At 61.1% G+C, this 16009-nt stretch carries 20 protein-coding genes and 1 tRNA gene; 6 read left to right on the top strand and 15 right to left on the bottom strand.

Annotation, left to right across the window (positions count from 1 at the left end; genetic code table 11):
• Positions 1-3: 3 nt before the first annotated feature.
• From DNK06_RS08875 to DNK06_RS08810, 14 genes are all read right to left on the bottom strand, one after another.
• Positions 4-255 (bottom strand): hypothetical protein, encoded by a 252-nt coding sequence (locus DNK06_RS08875; protein ID WP_131179662.1) that lies wholly within the window; start codon positions 253-255, stop codon positions 4-6.
• Positions 252-566 (bottom strand): DUF3077 domain-containing protein, encoded by a 315-nt coding sequence (locus tag DNK06_RS08870; protein WP_131179661.1) that lies wholly within the window; start codon positions 564-566, stop codon positions 252-254. The genes DNK06_RS08875 and DNK06_RS08870 overlap by 4 nt, the downstream gene beginning before the upstream one ends.
• Complete coding sequence (locus tag DNK06_RS08865; protein ID WP_242674708.1) at positions 563-853, bottom strand: hypothetical protein; 291 nt, start codon at positions 851-853, stop codon at positions 563-565. The genes DNK06_RS08870 and DNK06_RS08865 overlap by 4 nt, the downstream gene beginning before the upstream one ends.
• Before the next feature lie 82 nt (positions 854-935).
• Entirely contained in the window at positions 936-1172 is a 237-nt protein-coding gene (locus tag DNK06_RS08860) for a hypothetical protein (protein WP_131179660.1), read from the bottom strand.
• Positions 1165-1392 (bottom strand): hypothetical protein, encoded by a 228-nt coding sequence (locus DNK06_RS08855; RefSeq protein ID WP_131179659.1) that lies wholly within the window; start codon positions 1390-1392, stop codon positions 1165-1167. The genes DNK06_RS08860 and DNK06_RS08855 overlap by 8 nt, the downstream gene beginning before the upstream one ends.
• Positions 1389-1547 carry a hypothetical protein gene (locus tag DNK06_RS25085; RefSeq protein WP_165493664.1) on the bottom strand — a complete coding sequence of 53 codons (159 nt, stop codon included), beginning with the start codon at positions 1545-1547 and terminating at the stop codon, positions 1389-1391. Before DNK06_RS25085 ends, DNK06_RS08855 begins: the two co-directional genes overlap by 4 nt.
• A gap of 278 nt (positions 1548-1825) precedes the next feature.
• Positions 1826-2050, bottom strand: a complete 225-nt coding sequence (locus tag DNK06_RS08845; RefSeq protein ID WP_131179657.1) for a helix-turn-helix transcriptional regulator — start codon at positions 2048-2050, stop codon at positions 1826-1828.
• 61 nt (positions 2051-2111) lie between these two features.
• Positions 2112-2843 carry a hypothetical protein gene (locus DNK06_RS08840; RefSeq protein WP_131179656.1) on the bottom strand — a complete coding sequence of 244 codons (732 nt, stop codon included), beginning with the start codon at positions 2841-2843 and terminating at the stop codon, positions 2112-2114.
• Between the two features lie 2 nt (positions 2844-2845).
• Positions 2846-4054, bottom strand: a complete 1209-nt coding sequence (locus tag DNK06_RS08835) for a tyrosine-type recombinase/integrase (protein ID WP_131179655.1) — start codon at positions 4052-4054, stop codon at positions 2846-2848.
• 292 nt (positions 4055-4346) lie between these two features.
• Positions 4347-4422: transfer RNA gene (locus DNK06_RS08830), tRNA-Phe, on the bottom strand.
• A gap of 90 nt (positions 4423-4512) precedes the next feature.
• Positions 4513-4785, bottom strand: coding sequence for an oxidative damage protection protein (locus tag DNK06_RS08825; RefSeq protein ID WP_131179654.1), 273 nt, complete (start codon positions 4783-4785; stop codon positions 4513-4515).
• The gene (gene mutY, locus DNK06_RS08820) at positions 4782-5849 is read right to left on the bottom strand and encodes an A/G-specific adenine glycosylase (protein ID WP_131179653.1); all 1068 of its coding nucleotides are present in this window, start codon (positions 5847-5849) and stop codon (positions 4782-4784) included. Before mutY ends, DNK06_RS08825 begins: the two co-directional genes overlap by 4 nt.
• On the bottom strand, positions 5846-8077 hold the full coding sequence (locus DNK06_RS08815) for an AsmA family protein (RefSeq protein ID WP_131179652.1): 2232 nt from the start codon (positions 8075-8077) through the stop codon (positions 5846-5848). Before DNK06_RS08815 ends, mutY begins: the two co-directional genes overlap by 4 nt.
• A 65-nt stretch (positions 8078-8142) precedes the next feature.
• Positions 8143-9249, bottom strand: a complete 1107-nt coding sequence (locus DNK06_RS08810) for an NAD(P)/FAD-dependent oxidoreductase (RefSeq protein WP_131179651.1) — start codon at positions 9247-9249, stop codon at positions 8143-8145.
• A gap of 352 nt (positions 9250-9601) precedes the next feature.
• Between DNK06_RS08810 and DNK06_RS08805 the strand changes: the two genes are divergently transcribed.
• The 6 genes from DNK06_RS08805 (at position 9602) to hisF (ending at position 14634) form a co-directional block, all read left to right on the top strand.
• Positions 9602-11260 carry an OFA family MFS transporter gene (locus DNK06_RS08805; protein WP_131179650.1) on the top strand — a complete coding sequence of 553 codons (1659 nt, stop codon included), beginning with the start codon at positions 9602-9604 and terminating at the stop codon, positions 11258-11260.
• 184 nt (positions 11261-11444) lie between these two features.
• Complete coding sequence (gene hisB / locus DNK06_RS08800) at positions 11445-12038, top strand: imidazoleglycerol-phosphate dehydratase HisB (RefSeq protein WP_131179649.1); 594 nt, start codon at positions 11445-11447, stop codon at positions 12036-12038.
• Entirely contained in the window at positions 12038-12676 is a 639-nt protein-coding gene (gene hisH / locus DNK06_RS08795; RefSeq protein WP_131179648.1) for an imidazole glycerol phosphate synthase subunit HisH, read from the top strand. Before hisB ends, hisH begins: the two co-directional genes overlap by 1 nt.
• Positions 12676-12930 carry a DUF2164 domain-containing protein gene (locus tag DNK06_RS08790; protein ID WP_207389974.1) on the top strand — a complete coding sequence of 85 codons (255 nt, stop codon included), beginning with the start codon at positions 12676-12678 and terminating at the stop codon, positions 12928-12930. The genes hisH and DNK06_RS08790 overlap by 1 nt, the downstream gene beginning before the upstream one ends.
• Positions 12931-13023: 93 nt before the next feature.
• Positions 13024-13767: a 1-(5-phosphoribosyl)-5-[(5-phosphoribosylamino)methylideneamino]imidazole-4-carboxamide isomerase gene (gene hisA, locus DNK06_RS08785; protein WP_131179646.1), complete on the top strand. Its 744-nt coding sequence runs from the start codon at positions 13024-13026 to the stop codon at positions 13765-13767.
• Positions 13768-13863: 96 nt separating this feature from the next.
• Entirely contained in the window at positions 13864-14634 is a 771-nt protein-coding gene (gene hisF, locus DNK06_RS08780; protein WP_131179645.1) for an imidazole glycerol phosphate synthase subunit HisF, read from the top strand.
• A gap of 230 nt (positions 14635-14864) precedes the next feature.
• On the opposite strand, the gene DNK06_RS08775 is transcribed toward hisF, so the two are convergent.
• Positions 14865-15761 (bottom strand): helix-turn-helix domain-containing protein, encoded by an 897-nt coding sequence (locus tag DNK06_RS08775; protein WP_131179644.1) that lies wholly within the window; start codon positions 15759-15761, stop codon positions 14865-14867.
• Between the last annotated feature and the right edge of the window lie 248 nt (positions 15762-16009).

Below are 16009 nucleotides of genomic sequence, written 5' to 3'. Positions count from 1 at the left end.
GGATTACTCCTTGGCCTTATCGATACGGCCGATCAGATCCTCGCGCTGGCAATCGAGGAAGTTGTGCCAGTCGTCAAGGTTGTAGATGGCCAGGCCGGCCAGCGTTGCGTAGTGCTCCAGCGCCAGGTCTTGCTTCAATCGATCCCGCAAGACATTCAGGGTGCCGCGCAGCCAATCCATTTGCTCCATGGCGCACTCAATCTGAGTAAATCCGTCCAGCATGGAGGGCAGCAGGTTTTTCCAGGGCGCACTCATTTTTCTAACTCCTCTCCGGCCCGCTGCCGCTCCTGACACTCGGTGATCGTCTCGTGGTCATCGAAACCTTCCCAGACTGCGTCCAGAGCGGCCTTGGCTTGGCCAACGACAACTTCGAGGGCGGCAATAGTAACGGCGTCAAGGGAACGACCGCCGGAACTATAAAGCAGCCCTTTGGTGATGCTCAGCAGGCACGACACTGACTCCAAGGCAGCAGCAGCCGGCACGTCCTCATTGACGGAAAACAGAGGCTGCTCCTGCGGCCCCGCATGGGCGTGGAAGGTGTTGCGGATGGTCTTGACCTGGTTCATTTCCGACCCTCCCCGCTGTTTTCCCAGAGACTGGCGCCGGTTTCCTTTAGCAGTTCCCCAATCGCCAGCACGGCATTCGCCAGTCCGTATTTCAGATCATGGTCAACGAAATGATCGGAGGCATCAGCGCCGAGGAGGTTGGCGAGAGCGCACAGCCCGAACCCCGCGGCGGTAATAGTCTCGGAACGACGACTGACATTCAGGCGCATGTCGCTCAACGAGCGTTCAGCGATATGTGCAGAGTTGATAGCCTCGTCCATAGCGGGCTTAGAAGTACGAGTATTCATTTCACACCTCCAACATTCACAGTTTCGAGGGCGCGGACGCGCCGCATATGAGCGTTGTTGTGAGTAAGGGAAGTCGCAAGATTCATTGCTGACCCTCCTTTTCGGCATGATCCACGACGGCATCCATGGCTTTGTGCAGGTGAGAGATCAGCTCGAGCAGCGCCTGCGGCGATAGCGGGAGGCTGCAAGGGCCGAAGTCAAGCATCAGCCGGCCTTGGCTCCAGGCGTGCAGCGATGCAGAGTGGTTATCCAGTTTTACGTCAGCGGAATAGACGATTTCAGGAGTGATGCTGGTGCGGGCTGTCAGTTGGTTACGCATGGCCACCTCCGAGCACGATGCCGCAGAGCTTGATCTGTTGGCGAAGGCTGTAGACGCGAGCTGCCAGATCGCGATCCACACCGCGCAAAGTTGGCTCAACCTGGTACCGCAGGATGATTTCCAACTGATCGGCATAGGTGAGCAGGTGCTTGATCGTCGCGGCGCGGGAAGCCATCGACGTGTCGTCGAGCCGATCTACTGGTGAGGTCTGCAAATTCATTTCACACCCCCTTGGGTTTCCAGGGTGCGAGCGATCGCCATGTGCGAGTTGTAGCGGGTCAGGCGGACGGAAAGGGACGATTTGGCGCGAAGGGCGCTCAGTGCCATGCGGCGGTGAGCCAGTGCGCGGATTTTGGACGGATTGAGGGCGTGCATTGGTATAGCTCCTTTTGCTGAGGAACCGCCAACATCACTTGCACATGATGGGTGGCGGCTGCGTGCGGGTGTGCAAGACCGGGGCAAAAGGAACCCGGCAGGGCCGAAGCCCTCCCACACGCAGCCACCATAACGGCGAAAAGCGGGCACAAAAAAAGCGCCTGCTGTTCTACGGTGGCGCTTGTGCGCCTTTTGCTTGCTCGGGCTTGCACACCCGGTCGCTGATTTTGCAGCGACGGACAAACCATAGCGCTGAGACGGGGAGAGTGCAAGAGCGATCATGCGACCTCCTGGCGGCTGTCAGCGATTCGTTGTTCGCACCAGGCAATGACCTCAGATTCAACCCAGGCCACGGACTTCGGGCCAAGGTGGACTTGCGTGGGGAAGGTACCGGCGGCAATGCGGCGGTAAATTTCTGAGCAGGACAGACCAGTCATCACCTCGACGGCCTGGCGCTTGATGAAGCGGTGGATTGGTTGGGCGGTGTGAGCAGTGCTTGCCATCGTCTGCGCCTCCTTGGGTGGCGTTGGGAACATGGCCGCAATGCTGACTGGAAAGAGACTGTTAATTAAGGTGCAACTTATGGGCTAGTTTAAGCTGTACCCCCTTTGCGGTTCGGAATAGACGCTTAGCTTCTTTCGCAGCTTCCTCGCCAATGTGCGGCGGGCGCAGAGCTTCACCTATTTCTCTGTTTTTAACACCGGACTCTTTTGCATCTAATACGCGTAAGTATCGAAGCATTTCATCTGGGGTTAAACGGCGATTCCCAACGACAATTTCAGATTCTTTCTGTAGTTCTTTGAGCAGGTTTTTTGCTCTCAGTAACTGGTCGTCAATGCTCTCCCTAAGATCGAATTTTATTAATATTTTATGCTCAGGTAGGACGCGCTCGTTTAATTCGAGAGACCCGAACGTCACAAGTGCGTCGTGTGAATAAAACGATGTACTTTCTTGTTTCTCTTTCCAGGCTTCGTCCGGCAGTCTCAGGAGGTAGGGCGGGAATAGTGCACGTAGCCCCCATCTCTCCTCGTGCTTACCGTCAGCAGAGAAACCCTGTTCGCCCATTGCATCGCGGAAGCTGGCGTACCCTTCCGGTACAGGCGGATGCGCCTCCTCATACTCTAGGCGCATCTGGTCGCAGTATTCGCCTTGGGCAAGTTGCATTGTGCTATCCCGGGTGAGCCAGTCGTCGCGGTACTCTGGAAGCCGGCGAAGAAACTCCCAGCGCCATTCGGATGGCCACTTATGGCGCGGATAGGTATCAATGAAACGCCAATCAGGAGTATTCCAATCCATCGTTAAGCCTTCCGCTTGATATTCGACACATTGGCACCAGCACATAGCGCTTCAATCGAATCGGCCCAGGCCTGCATCATTTCCCGGCGCTGCTCCAAGTAGGTGGCATGGTTGTAGGTGTCACGGATCTCGTCTTGATCACCATGGGCTAGCTGGCGTTCGATCCAGTCGCGGTTATACCCGCGGCCATTCAGTTCGGTGCTGAGCAGGTGACGGAAACCATGGCCAGTCTGCCGACCTTCGTAGCCGATCAGGCGTAGCGCCTTGTTGATGGTGTTCTCGCTCATCGGCCGCTCGATGTTCTGCTGGCCAGGGAACAGCAGGGTATAGCGACCGGTGACCTCCTCGAGCTGGCGCAGGATGGCCACAGCCTGGCGCGGTAGGGGAACCACATGCGGCCGGCGGGCTTTCATCCGCTCTTTGGGGATCGTCCAGGTCGCTTTCTCCAGATCGAACTCTGCCCAGGGCGCGGCGCGCAGTTCACCCGGGCGCACGGCCGTGAGTATCAGCAGGCGGATCGCCCAGCGGGTGAGATTGCTCAGTCGCCCGGCCTCCAGCTTCTCAAGCAATTCCGGTAGTTCGGCCAGCGGCACGTGCGGGTGATGGCGGCGGGCTTTGGGCGGTGCAGCCACCACGTCCAGGTTGGTGGCTGGGTTGTGCTCTACCGCCCCTTTGGCCAGGCCGTACCGGAAGATCTGGTGCAGCCATTGGCGGATCTTGCCAGCGGCGTTGAGCGTGCCGCGTGCTTCCACCTTGCGCACCAGCTCCACCAGATCGGGGCGCGTGATGGTTTTCACCGGCCGGCTGCCGATGACAGGGATGAGGTCATTCTCCATGTAGAGCTTGGCCTTGTAGCTGGTGCTCTCTGCCCAGCGCGGCGCGTTGTACGCATACCACTCCCGGGCCAGCACCTCGAAGGTGAGTCCTTCCGCTCTGCTGGCGCTCTTGATCGCTTTCTTGTGCTCGCCTGGGTCTACCCCTTCGGCCAGTTGCTGGCGTGCGCTGTCGCGTAGCTGGCGGGCCTGCTGCAGCCCGACGATGGGATAGGCGCCGAAGGACAAGAGCTTCTCTTTCCCTGCCACTCGGTATTTCAGTCGCCAGAGCTTTGCCCCGTTCGGATTGATCACCATGTGAAGGCCATGAGCGTCGCTCAGCTTGTACGGCTTGTCCTTGGGCTTGGCGGCCCTGACGGCACTGTCGGTCAGCGGCATGAGGCGATCCCCCTTGTTGTGCTGCTAGAGGGAAGGGCATCTGAGCTGGCCAAGCTACCCCGTGGGGGTATCGCGGGCATCTGTGGGGATATCGCTACAAGCGCCGCAGCGCCTGGGTTAGCGTTCATTTTGGGGGTATTTTCCATGACCGAACTGGTGATACCCCCAGATATACCCCCAAATGTTTGGGCTTACAAGGGAACCATCAGGAATCACAGGCAACAAAAAGCCCGCACTAGGCGGGCTTTTTGTTGGCTTTCGGGTGGTTTTGGCACCACCTAAAAACGAAAGGTGGTGCCCAGGGACGGAATCGAACCGCCGACACGGGGATTTTCAATCCCCTGCTCTACCGACTGAGCTACCTGGGCAACGGGGCGTATTAGACGTTTTTAGCTTTTTGGTGTCAAGCGAGTTTTTGGAAAATATTTAAATATTCCGGGCGCTTACGTTCTCAGGCCTTATTCGCTGGGTGGAACGTAGCCTTCCGCTTGGGCGTAGTCTTCGCCGGAGAGGAACTTGTCCATCTCGGCCTGCAGGAATTTACGATCTTCGGCGTTCATCATGTTCAGGCGACGTTCGTTGATCAGCAGGGTCTGGTGTTTCTGCCACTCATCCCAGGCTTGCTTGGATACGTTCTGGTAGATGTCTTCGCCTTTGGCGCCAGGGTAGGGCGCGCGATCGAGTGCGGGCAGTTCTTTTTTGTGCTTGCGGCACATCACGGTGCGGGTCATGCCATTTCTCCTGTGTTCAGTGCTTCGGCCGCGCGTTTGAGCAGTTTCTTCACCGGTGCGGCGAGCCCCAGGCGCGGCGGGGTGGCGAGGTTATACCAGAGCCAGTCGGCCTCGGCCACGTAACCGGGAATTCCGTCGACTTCGATCAGCCAGGGTTCGATGGCCAGTTGGAAGTGGCTGAAGGTGTGGGTCAGGCTGTCGAGCTTACGGCGTTCGCCGAGGCGCAACTGGTGCTGATCGGCAAGCGTTGCCAGGGCATCGAGGTCGTCCAGTTCGGGCAGGCTCCACAAGCCGCCCCATAGTCCGGTCGACGGGCGTCGGTAGAGCAGGATGGCGCCATCGCGGTTGGCGAGGATCGGCATCAGGGTGCGTTTCTGTGGCAGCTCTTTGCGCGGTTTGGCGATCGGGTAGCGGATCTCCAGGCCGAGCAGGTGCGCTTCACAGCCGTTCTGCACCGGGCAGAGCAGGCAGGTAGGCTTGCTGCGGGTACACAGCGTGGCGCCGAGATCCATCATCGCCTGGGTGTAGTGGTTGACGCGTTCCTCGGGCAGGAACCGCTCGGCCACGGCCCACAGCTGTTTGGCTACCTTGGGCTCGCCCGGATAACCTTCCTGAGCCACATAGCGGGCCAGCACGCGCTTGACGTTGCCGTCGAGAATCGGCGCGCGCAGGCCCATGCTCAGGCTGGCGATGGCGCCTGCGGTAGAGCGACCGATGCCGGGTAGTTCGGTGAGCGCTTCGACATCGCGGGGGAATTCGCCGCCATGGTCGCGCATGACGATCTGCGCGGTCTTCTGCAGGTTGCGGGCGCGGGTGTAGTAGCCCAGGCCCGTCCACAGGTGCAGCACTTCGTCTTCGGGGGCCTCGGCCAGGTCGCGTACGGTGGGCAGTGCGGCCATGAAGCGGTCGAAGTAGCCGAGCACGGTGCTGACCTGAGTCTGCTGCAGCATGATCTCCGACACCCACACGCGATAGGGTGTGATGTCCTGTTGCCAGGGCAGATCCTTGCGTCCGTGCACGTCGTACCAGTGCAGTACCGCGCTGGAGAATTGCTCGGATGTCATCGGTTGAACAGACCCTTGAGTGCGTCTTTCAGCTCGGGGCTGACTTTGTCACCGAGCTTTTCTTCGAGTTTTTCGTTGATGCGGTCACCAGCCAGTTTGGCGGCGACCTTGCCCATGCCTTCCTGATCCAGGCGGCAGGCCTTGGCGCCCAGTTCCAGTGGGCCGCGGCAGTGCAGCGGCCAGGCGATGCCAACATAGCGATGATTGACCTCGCAGGCTGGGTCGGGCATTGCACGCTGGTCGCCTTCGATGGTGATGCCGACCCGGTAGTCCAGGCCCAGCACACGCAGGTCGAGGGCGCCTTCGCCGGTCACGCTGAGGCCCGGAATGCGCGCTTGCAGATCCGGGTTGCTGGCCACACCGTTACGGATGTTGAGGCTGCCTTGCAGGCGCTCGAACGGAGTGTCCTTGCTGCGCGGTTCGTTGCTCAGCGCTTTGCGGTTGAGGGTGGCGATGCCGCGGCACAGCTGCTGTTCGAGGTTGGCGTCGACCAGCACGCCGTCGTTGAGCAAGAAGCTGGCGGTACCGTTGAGGGCGTCTACCCAGGCTTTCTGGCTGTTGCCGCTGGTGGTCAGGTCGCTTTTCAGATTGAGCAGGCCCTTGATCGGCGAGGGGCGTTGCTCATCCTTGAGGAAGGGCTCGACCGGGATGTTGCTCAGTTGCGTATGCAGACTGAGAACCGGCACGGCTGGACGCACGTCGGCATCGGCCTTGAGAGTGAAATTGCCGTTGCCGAGATTGCCGCGCAGCTCTTCCAGATTCAGGGCGCCGCCCTGAGCGCGAGCCTTGAGGCTGACCTTGTCGAGCGACTGTTTTTGCAGTGTCAGTTGGTCGAGGTTCAGGGTGGCTTGCAGGTCGAGCTTGCGCAGTGTGGTGATCGGCAGCACTTCGTTCGAGCTCCAGGCTTGCTGGGTCGGAGCATTGGGCACTGGCGTGCTGCCGGCTTGCCCGGCGTTGGCGACGGTTTCACGTACTTCGGCCTTGCGTGCGGTATCGCTGTCCTTGGCGTCCTTGGGCGGAGCCGGAAGGTAGCGGTCGAGGTTCAGGCGATCACCCTTGAGCTGCACGCGCAGTGCCTGCTTGGCGAAGTCGGCGACGGCAATCCTGCCGGTGAAGGTGCTTTCGTCGAGCTTGAGGGTCAGCTCATCGAGGGACACACTATTCGGCGTGCCGCCGAGCTGGGTCACCAGTTCGAACTGCGTCAGGGTCTTCTCGTCGCCCATCGGCGGTAGTTTCTGGCCGAGGCTGGCGAGGAATTCGCGCAGATTGACCGGTGCGACGGACAGACCGCCCGACAGCTTCGGAGCGCTTTCCAGGTCACGGACTTTCAACTCGCCCAGTGCGCGCAGTTGGTTGGCCGAGAGCTTCAGACCGTTCCACTCGGCAACCTGGGCAGCCAGGTCGACCAGCAGTTGGCCCTGTGCGGCGTAGGTCAGGGTCTGGCCGTTGAACGGCTCTCCGGAGGCTTCACCGGACAGGCGCGCATCTTCCAGTTGATAGCGCTTGAGCGCGCGGTCGAAGCGCAGTTCGCCCTGCAGTTCGCTGCGTGCGCGCATTACCGGTTGGTTGCTGCCGAAGAAGGCGCTGAGCTTGATCGGCACACCGGCGCCTTCGCGAATCGCGCCGGTGGTGAGCTGGATGCTTTCGGCGTTGAATTGCTGGCCCTTCTGCGCATCGTGGTAGTTCACGCGGGCGCCGTTGACGATCAGGCTGTCGATGTCCAGCTTGATCGGTTGCGCGCTGCTTTCCTGGGCGGGTTTGGATTCTGGCGGCTGCGAGTCGTTTGCAGCCGTCTGCTGGGCCGGGGTTTCGCCCGGCTTGGCGGCGGGGCGGCCGACGTCTTCCCAGTTGCCGTGACCATTCTCGTCGCGCTGCAGGTCGAGATTGAGGCCATCGACGCGGATGTCGCTCATCTGCACTTCCTTGCGCAGCAGCGGCAGTACGCGCACCGACAGGCCAAGCAGGCGCAGGTTGGCGAAGGGTTTGTCCGGTGTGCTGGCGCTGGCGAGCGTGGCATCGGTCAGCTCCAGGCCCAACCATGGGAACAGGCTCCAGCCGATATCGCCGTTGAGAGTCAGCTCGAGGTTGGCCTTGTCCCGTGCCAGCTGGCGGATTTCATCCTTGTAGTCGTTGGGATCGAACAAGTGAGTCAGGGCAAAGCCCAACGCCACGATGATCAGCAGTAGTCCGAGGAAGAACAGACCCAGGATTTTGCCGAGCGCTTTCATGGACGAATCCTATGCAGTGACGAGAAATTGAATTCGCGAGTATAACGCCGACGGCGCTTCCGCGGCTAAAGCCTGTGGGCGATGCGTTCGGCGATGGCCAGGCTGGCCGTGAGGCCAGGCGATTCGATGCCGAACAGATTCACCAGTCCTGGTAGACCATGGTCAACCGGCATTTGCAGCATAAAATCTTCCGCCGTTTCACCTGGGCCGCTGAGTTTTGGCCGGATGCCCGCATAGCCGGGTACCAGGCGCGTGCTGTCGAGCGCGGGAAAATAGCGACTGATGGCGCTGGCGAAGGCGTCGCGCAGCGTTTCGTCGACGCGGTAATCGATGCTGTCGAGGTAGCGGATATCGGGGCCGAAGCGCAACTGGCCAGCCAGATCCAGAGTGGCATGTACGCCGAGACCGCTGGTGTTGGCCTCCGGCATTGGGTAGACCAGATGGCTGAACGGCGATTTACCGTTGTAGTTGAAGTAATTGCCTTGGCACATATATAGCGGCGGGATCTGTCGTGGCGCCAGTCCTTGGGTGTGCTGAGCAAGTTGCTGGGCGAACAGCCCGGCGGCATTGATCACCCGCCCGGCCTTGAGGCTGAACGGCTCGCCAGCGCTGGTACCGCTGGCGATCCAGCCATCGCCGTCATGGGTGAGGCTTTCGACGCGGGTCTGCAGCACCAGTTCGGCGCCCTGGCGTTCAGCGCAGGCGAGTAGTGATTGCAGAAAGGCATGGCTGTCGATGATGCCGGTGTTGGGCGAGAGCAGGGCGGCGACGCCGCGCACTGCGGGTTCGAGGGCGGCGAGCTGGGCGCCGCTGATGGGCTGTAGTTCATCCACGCCGCTGTCCCGCGCATTGCTGGCCAGCGCGTCGAGCTTGCCGCGTTCCTCGTCACTCACCGCTACCAGCAGTTTGCCCAGGCGCCGGTAGGGCACCTGCCATTGCTCGCACCAGGCGTACAGACGCTCGCGGCCTTCCAGGCAGAGCTCTGCCTTCAGTGAGCCCGGCGGGTAATAGATGCCAGCGTGTATGACTTCCGAGTTGCGGCTGGAGGTGTGGCTGCCCACCAGCGCTTCCTGCTCGACGATCAGCGTGCTGCGCCCAGGCTCCGCCAGACGTGCGGCACAGGCGAGGCCAAGTGCGCCAGCGCCGATTATCAGGGTGTCGATGCTATCCATGGCTACCATCCGGTCGGGTGAGGTGCTGAGCGTAGCAAGTGTGAAGTGTCATTCGCCGTCATAGCGCCTTGGCACTATTTAGGAGGGCAACGCTTGGAGCACCACGAGTGACGATAGTTACCAGCAGTCGACAAATTTCGTTGTAAGGCTGAGAAAGGCGTCGCAGGCGGGCAAGTGTGCTGTCCTGGTGGTTGCACAAGCACTATGGCGATGTGACACAATGCCGCGGGATCTCTAGCGTTCTGCTAGCCGCGAATGACTCGCTGAAATATATTTGCTGTTTGGCGAGGCTCTAGTTTGGGCTTCGCAAGTAATCGTTTTGTTTGCCAACCTAAATTCAGAGAAGAAAACAATGACTGACGCCATCGTTCTAGACGGTGCTTCAGCGACCCCTGCGTTCCTGTCCAAGGAGCGTATCATCGCTAAGCCCGGTTTCAACCGCTGGCTGGTTCCGCCAGCTGCCCTCGCCATCCACCTGTGCATCGGCATGGCCTACGGATTCTCCGTATTCTGGCTGCCGTTATCGAAAGCCATCGGTATCGATGCTGCTGTCTCTTGTGCACCGGACATCGGTTTCTTCGAGCAGATCTTCGCCAGCAACTGCGATTGGCAGATCTCCATGCTGGGATGGATCTACACCCTGTTCTTCGTCTTCCTCGGCTGTTCGGCTGCCGTGTGGGGCGGCTGGCTGGAACACGCCGGCCCGCGCAAGGCCGGTCTGGTTTCGGCGCTGTGCTGGTGCGGCGGTCTGCTGATTTCCGCGTTCGGTATCTACACGCATCAGATCTGGCTGATGTGGGTCGGTTCCGGTGTGATCGGTGGTATCGGTCTGGGCCTGGGCTACATCTCCCCGGTGTCGACCCTGATCAAGTGGTTCCCGGACAAGCGCGGCATGGCCACCGGTATGGCCATCATGGGCTTCGGTGGCGGCGCGATGGTCGGTGCTCCCCTGGCTGCACTGCTGATGGGCCATTTCGCCAGCGAAACCAGTGTTGGTGTATGGCAAAGCTTCGTGGTCATGGCGGTGATCTATTTCATCTTCATGGTCGGTGGTGCTCTGGCTTACCGCGTTCCGCCGACTGGCTGGAAACCGGCTGGCTGGGTCGCTCCGGCGGCCAAGGCCAACAACGCGATGATCACCAAGGGCCACGTACACGTGAATACCGCGTGGAAAACCCCGCAGTTCTGGCTGGTCTGGGCCGTGCTGTGCCTGAACGTTTCCGCCGGTATCGGCATCATCGGCATGGCTTCGCCCATGCTGCAGGAAGTGTTCGGTGGCAAGCTGATCGGAGTCAACCTGTCCTTCAGTGAGCTGAATGCCGCGCAGCTGGGGCAGATCGCCGCCATCGCTGCCGGTTTCACCGGTCTGCTGAGCCTGTTCAACATCGGCGGCCGCTTCTTCTGGGCATCGTTCTCCGACCTGATCGGCCGTAAGGCGACCTACTTCGTGTTCTTCGCGCTGGGTTTCGCCCTGTATGCGCTGGTTCCGTGGACCGGTCACCTGGGCAGCGTGGCGCTGTTCGTGTTCGCCTTCTGCCTGATCCTGTCCATGTACGGCGGCGGTTTCGCCACCGTGCCGGCCTACCTGGCGGATCTGTTCGGTACCCAGATGGTCGGTGCCATCCACGGTCGCCTGCTGACTGCCTGGGCCGCTGCTGGCGTACTGGGCCCGGTGTTGGTCAACTACCTGCGTGAGTATCAGCTGAGCATCGGCGTCGAGCGTGCCGCGGCTTATGACATCACTCTGTATATCCTCGCCGGCCTGCTGGTGCTGGGCTTCATCTGCAACCTGCTGGTACGTCCGGTGGCTGACAAGTACTTCATGACCGCTGAAGAGCTGGCTGCCGAGCGCGCTTATGGTGAGAAGTCCGCACCGAGCGCTGCCGAGCTGGAGTGGGCTGCCGATCCGTCGACCAAGCCTCTGGTGATCGCTGCCTGGCTGGCGGTGGGTCTGCCGCTGGCCTGGGGTGTGTGGGTCACCCTGCAGAAGACCGTCGTACTGTTCCAGTAACGGGGCTTCTGCCGAATAATCCCGCAGGCGCGCCATGCGTCCGCGGGATTTTTTATGCCTGTCACTTTTCTGCCTGGCGGGTCTGGAGCGTTTTTCATCCATTTTTGCCGTGTGGCTTTATAGGTTCGCTGCTTATCAGCCTATAATGGCGACCCTTTCGCCCAACGATTTTGTGGAGCAGGTGATGGCCGAACGTACGGCATTCGTCGAGCGCAATACCCTGGAGACCCAGATCAAGGTCTCGATCAACCTGGATGGCACCGGCAAGTCCAAGTTCGACACCGGTGTGCCGTTTTTCGAGCACATGCTTGACCAGATCGCCCGCCATGGCCTGATCGACCTCGACATCTTCTGCAAGGGCGACCTTGAGATCGACGACCACCACACCGTCGAGGATGTCGGTATCACCCTCGGCCAGGCCTTCGCCAAAGCTGTCGGCGACAAGAAGGGCATGACCCGCTACGGCCATTCCTACGTGCCGCTGGATGAAGCGCTGTCGCGCGTGGTCATCGACTTCTCCGGTCGTCCGGGCCTGCAGATGCACGTGCCGTTCACCCGCGCGGTAGTCGGCGGCTTCGATGTCGACCTGTTCCAGGAATTCTTCCAGGGCTTCGTCAACCACGCCCAGGTCAGCCTGCACATCGACAACCTGCGTGGCGTGAATACCCACCACCAGATCGAAACCGTGTTCAAGGCTTTCGGCCGCGCGTTGCGCATGGCCGTGGAGCTCGATCCGCGCATGGCCGGGCAGATGCCATCGACCAAGGGCGTACTCTGATGCAGACGGTTGCAGTCATCGACTATGGCATGGGCAACCTGCACTCGGTGGCCAAGGCCCTGGAGCACGTTGGTGCTGGCCGGGTGCTGGTGACCAGTGATGCTCAGGTGATCCGTGAAGCCGACCGGGTGGTGTTTCCCGGTGTGGGTGCGATTCGTGATTGCATGGCCGAGATTCGTCGTCTGGGCTTCGATGAGCTGGTGCGTGAAGTCAGTCAGGATCGTCCGTTTCTGGGCATCTGCGTTGGCATGCAGGCGCTGCTCGAACGTAGCGAAGAGAACGACGGCGTCGATTGCATCGGCCTGTTCCCCGGCCAGGTGCGTTTCTTCGGCAAGAACATGGTCGAGGACGGCGAGCCGCTCAAGGTTCCGCATATGGGCTGGAACGAGGTGAGCCAGGCGATCAACCACCCGCTGTGGCACAGCATTCCGGATCAGGCGCGCTTCTACTTCGTGCACAGCTACTACATCGAAGCCGGCAAGGCGCAGCAGGTCGTTGGCCGTGGTCACTACGGCAAGGATTTCGCCGCGGCCCTGGCCGATGGTTCGCGCTTCGCCGTGCAGTTTCACCCTGAGAAGAGCCATACCCACGGCCTGCAGCTATTGCAGAACTTCGCCGCCTGGGACGGTCGCTGGTAATGGCCAGGCTCAAGAGCCCGATCCTCACGCTCACGCCCGAGCAGGAAAGCGATGCGGTGCACAAGCTGCAGCGCTTCCTGGCCGATCGGTTCGAGCTGGAGCTGGGCTCCTTCGAAGTGCTGGAGCTGCTCGAGCTGTTTGGCCGCGAAGTCGCGCCGCATTACTACAACCGGGCGGTCACCGACGCGCACACCCTGCTGCGCGAGCGCTTCGAAAGCCTCGAAGTCGACCTGTGGGCATTGGAGAAGGATTGATAACCGCCGCTCCGCTCACCGAACAACTTTTGCGCATGGCTTGCAGCTTGTGGCTTGCAGCTTGCCGCTCTTTTTGACGTTAGGAAAAAAGACATGTTGATTATCCCCGCTATCGACCTCAAGGACGGCGCCTGCGTGCGTCTGCGTCAGGGCCGTATGGAAGATTCCACGGTGTTCTCCGATGACCCGGTGAGCATGGCTGCCAAGTGGGTCGAGGGCGGTTGCCGTCGTCTGCATCTGGTCGATCTCAACGGCGCATTCGAAGGTAAGCCGGTCAATGGCGAGGTGGTCACCGCGATCGCCAAGCGCTACCCGAACCTGCCGATCCAGATCGGCGGCGGTATCCGCTCGCTGGAAACCATCGAGCACTACGTCAGGGCCGGGGTCAGCTACGTGATCATCGGCACCAAGGCGGTCAAGCAGCCCGAGTTCGTCGCCGAGGCCTGCAAGGCCTTTCCGGGCAAGGTGATCGTCGGCCTGGATGCCAAGGACGGTTTCGTCGCCACCGACGGCTGGGCTGAAGTCAGCAGCGTGCAGGCCGTCGACCTGGCGCGCCGCTTCGAGGCCGATGGCGTGTCGGCGATCGTCTATACCGACATCGCCAAGGACGGCATGATGCAGGGCTGCAACGTCGAGGCCACCGCGGCCCTGGCCGCCGCCAGCCGTATCCCGGTGATCGCCTCGGGCGGTATCCACAACCTGGGCGATATCGAGAAGCTGCTGCTGGCCCGTTCGCCGGGCATCATCGGCGCCATCACCGGGCGGGCCATCTACGAAGGCACCCTGGACGTCGCCGAGGCCCAGGCGTTCTGCGATCGGCAGGCAAAAGACGAATAAAGGCGCTGAAAGCTGAAGGCTGGACGATGGCCGAGTTGCCTTTTCGTTCAGCGTCCAGCGTCCAGCCTCCAGCGAATTCAGGATTGGGAGGCCCGCATGGCCCTCGCTAAACGCATCATCCCCTGCCTCGACGTGGACAATGGCCGTGTGGTCAAGGGCGTCAAGTTCGAAAACATCCGCGACGCCGGCGACCCGGTGGAAATCGCCCGGCGCTACGACGAGCAGGGCGCCGACGAGATCACCTTTCTCGATATCACCGCCAGCGTCGACGGTCGCGACACCACGCTGCACACCGTCGAGCGCATGGCCAGCCAGGTGTTCATCCCGCTGACCGTGGGCGGCGGCGTGCGTACCGTGATGGACATCCGCAACCTGCTCAACGCCGGCGCCGACAAGGTATCGATCAACACGGCGGCGGTGTTCACCCCCGAGTTCGTTGGCGAGGCCGCTTCGCGCTTCGGCTCGCAGTGCATCGTCGTCGCCATCGACGCCAAGAAGGTCTCCGGCCCCGGCGAAACGCCGCGCTGGGAAATCTTCACCCATGGCGGGCGCAAGCCCACCGGCCTCGACGCCGTCGCCTGGGCGCAGAAGATGGAAGGCCTGGGGGCTGGCGAGATCCTCCTGACCAGCATGGATCAGGACGGCGTGAAGAGTGGCTACGACCTCGGCGTGACCCGTGCCATCAGCGAGGCGGTCGGCATTCCGGTGATCGCTTCCGGCGGTGTCGGCAACCTGCAGCACCTGGCTGACGGCATCATCGAAGGCAAGGCCGCGGCGGTGCTGGCGGCAAGCATCTTCCATTTCGGCGAATACACCGTGCCGGAAGCCAAGGCCTATATGGCTAGCCGCGGTATCGTGATGCGCTGAGCGCTTGCTCGGGCCGAGCATTCCTGTGCAGGCTGCACGGGAACGGTCAGGCTTGGGTGCACGGGCAAGAGCGGCCTTTCGTAGGGTGGACGACGCTTTATCCGTCCACCGCTCTGCAATCGCAATGGTGGATGAAAAGAGCGTCATCCACCCTACGGAGTGAGCGGCTTCTTCCGCCTTATGGCGGCCATCCCCATTACGCATGTTCCGTTCGCCTGTAGTGGCCCGGTTCAGGCGTTCAGCGCTTCGTCGGCATGCATGCTGCGTTTGAACTCCGACGGTGACAGTCCCACTTTCTTCCTGAAGAAGCGGCTGAAATACGCCGGGTCGTCGAAGCCCAGGCGGGTCGCCACCGTGGCGATGTTGAACTCGGAATGCGCCAGCAGGCGCTTGGCCTCCAGCGCCAGGCGGTGCTGGATGACTTCGGTGGCGGTCAGCCCCTCGGCGACCTTGGTCGCTTCGGAGAGCCTGCGCTCGGTGATGTGCAGCATCGAGGCGAAACGCCCGGCGCTGACCAGGGTGATCGGTTCCTTTTCCAGCAGTTTGCGAAAGCGTCGCGCCAGCACGATGTTCGGCGAGGCGTGATCCTGGATGTCCGTCACGCTGATCAGCCGCGCCGCGTGCAGGAAGAAGATGTGCAGGTAGGAGCGGATGATGTCGTGGTAGCCGGTGCGCTCGCCGCGGTATTCCTCCTCGATGCGGTCGATGACCCGTTGCAGCTGGATGGCGACCTCGTCGGTCAGGTACAGCGCCTGGATCGGATCGGCCATGCGGAAGAACGGGATGTCGCTGATTGCCACGTCGTTGCGCATGTTCAGCAGGAAGTACTCCGCGCTGAAATTGAGGTTGTAGCCGGCGGTGTCGTCGGACAGTTCGAAGTCGTGGATCTGCCCCGGCATCATGAAGAACAGGGTGTTGGGTTTCACGCAATAACGCACCGAGTCGATGACGTGCGTGCCCGAACCCTGGGTGACCCAGATGACATGGAAGAAATCGTGTCGATGGGGGTAGGGCAGGATATTCATGCGGTGCTGCATGCGCGCGAAATCGAATGTCGCCGACTTCACCGAGTCGCCGAAATCCCTGATCTTGTACGTGGGAATGCTGCAGCAATTGCAGGCATACATGGCTCGCTCTCCTGCCCTTCGGGCTTTTGTTCTTGTTAGGAAAGTGTCGCTATACGAGCGCCAGCCCCGGGGGCTTTCAGCGCCGACTGACGATGAGTTGAACACAGACTTGGACAATTAGTACAGGCAAAAAACCGCCCTGGAAAAAAGTCCAAGAATGCCGTGTCTATTGTCCTAACGACGTGCGTGGCGGCCTTCCTATACTCGCCTCCATCGACCTTCCAAGGTGCCCTGATCCAGAACGACGC

Source organism: Phytopseudomonas daroniae (genome assembly GCF_004327285.1).
In the GTDB taxonomy this organism is placed as follows: domain Bacteria; phylum Pseudomonadota; class Gammaproteobacteria; order Pseudomonadales; family Pseudomonadaceae; genus Aquipseudomonas; species Aquipseudomonas daroniae.
The sequence above is the reverse complement of the archived record's forward strand: the minus strand, read 5'-3'. Positions and strand labels throughout refer to the sequence as shown.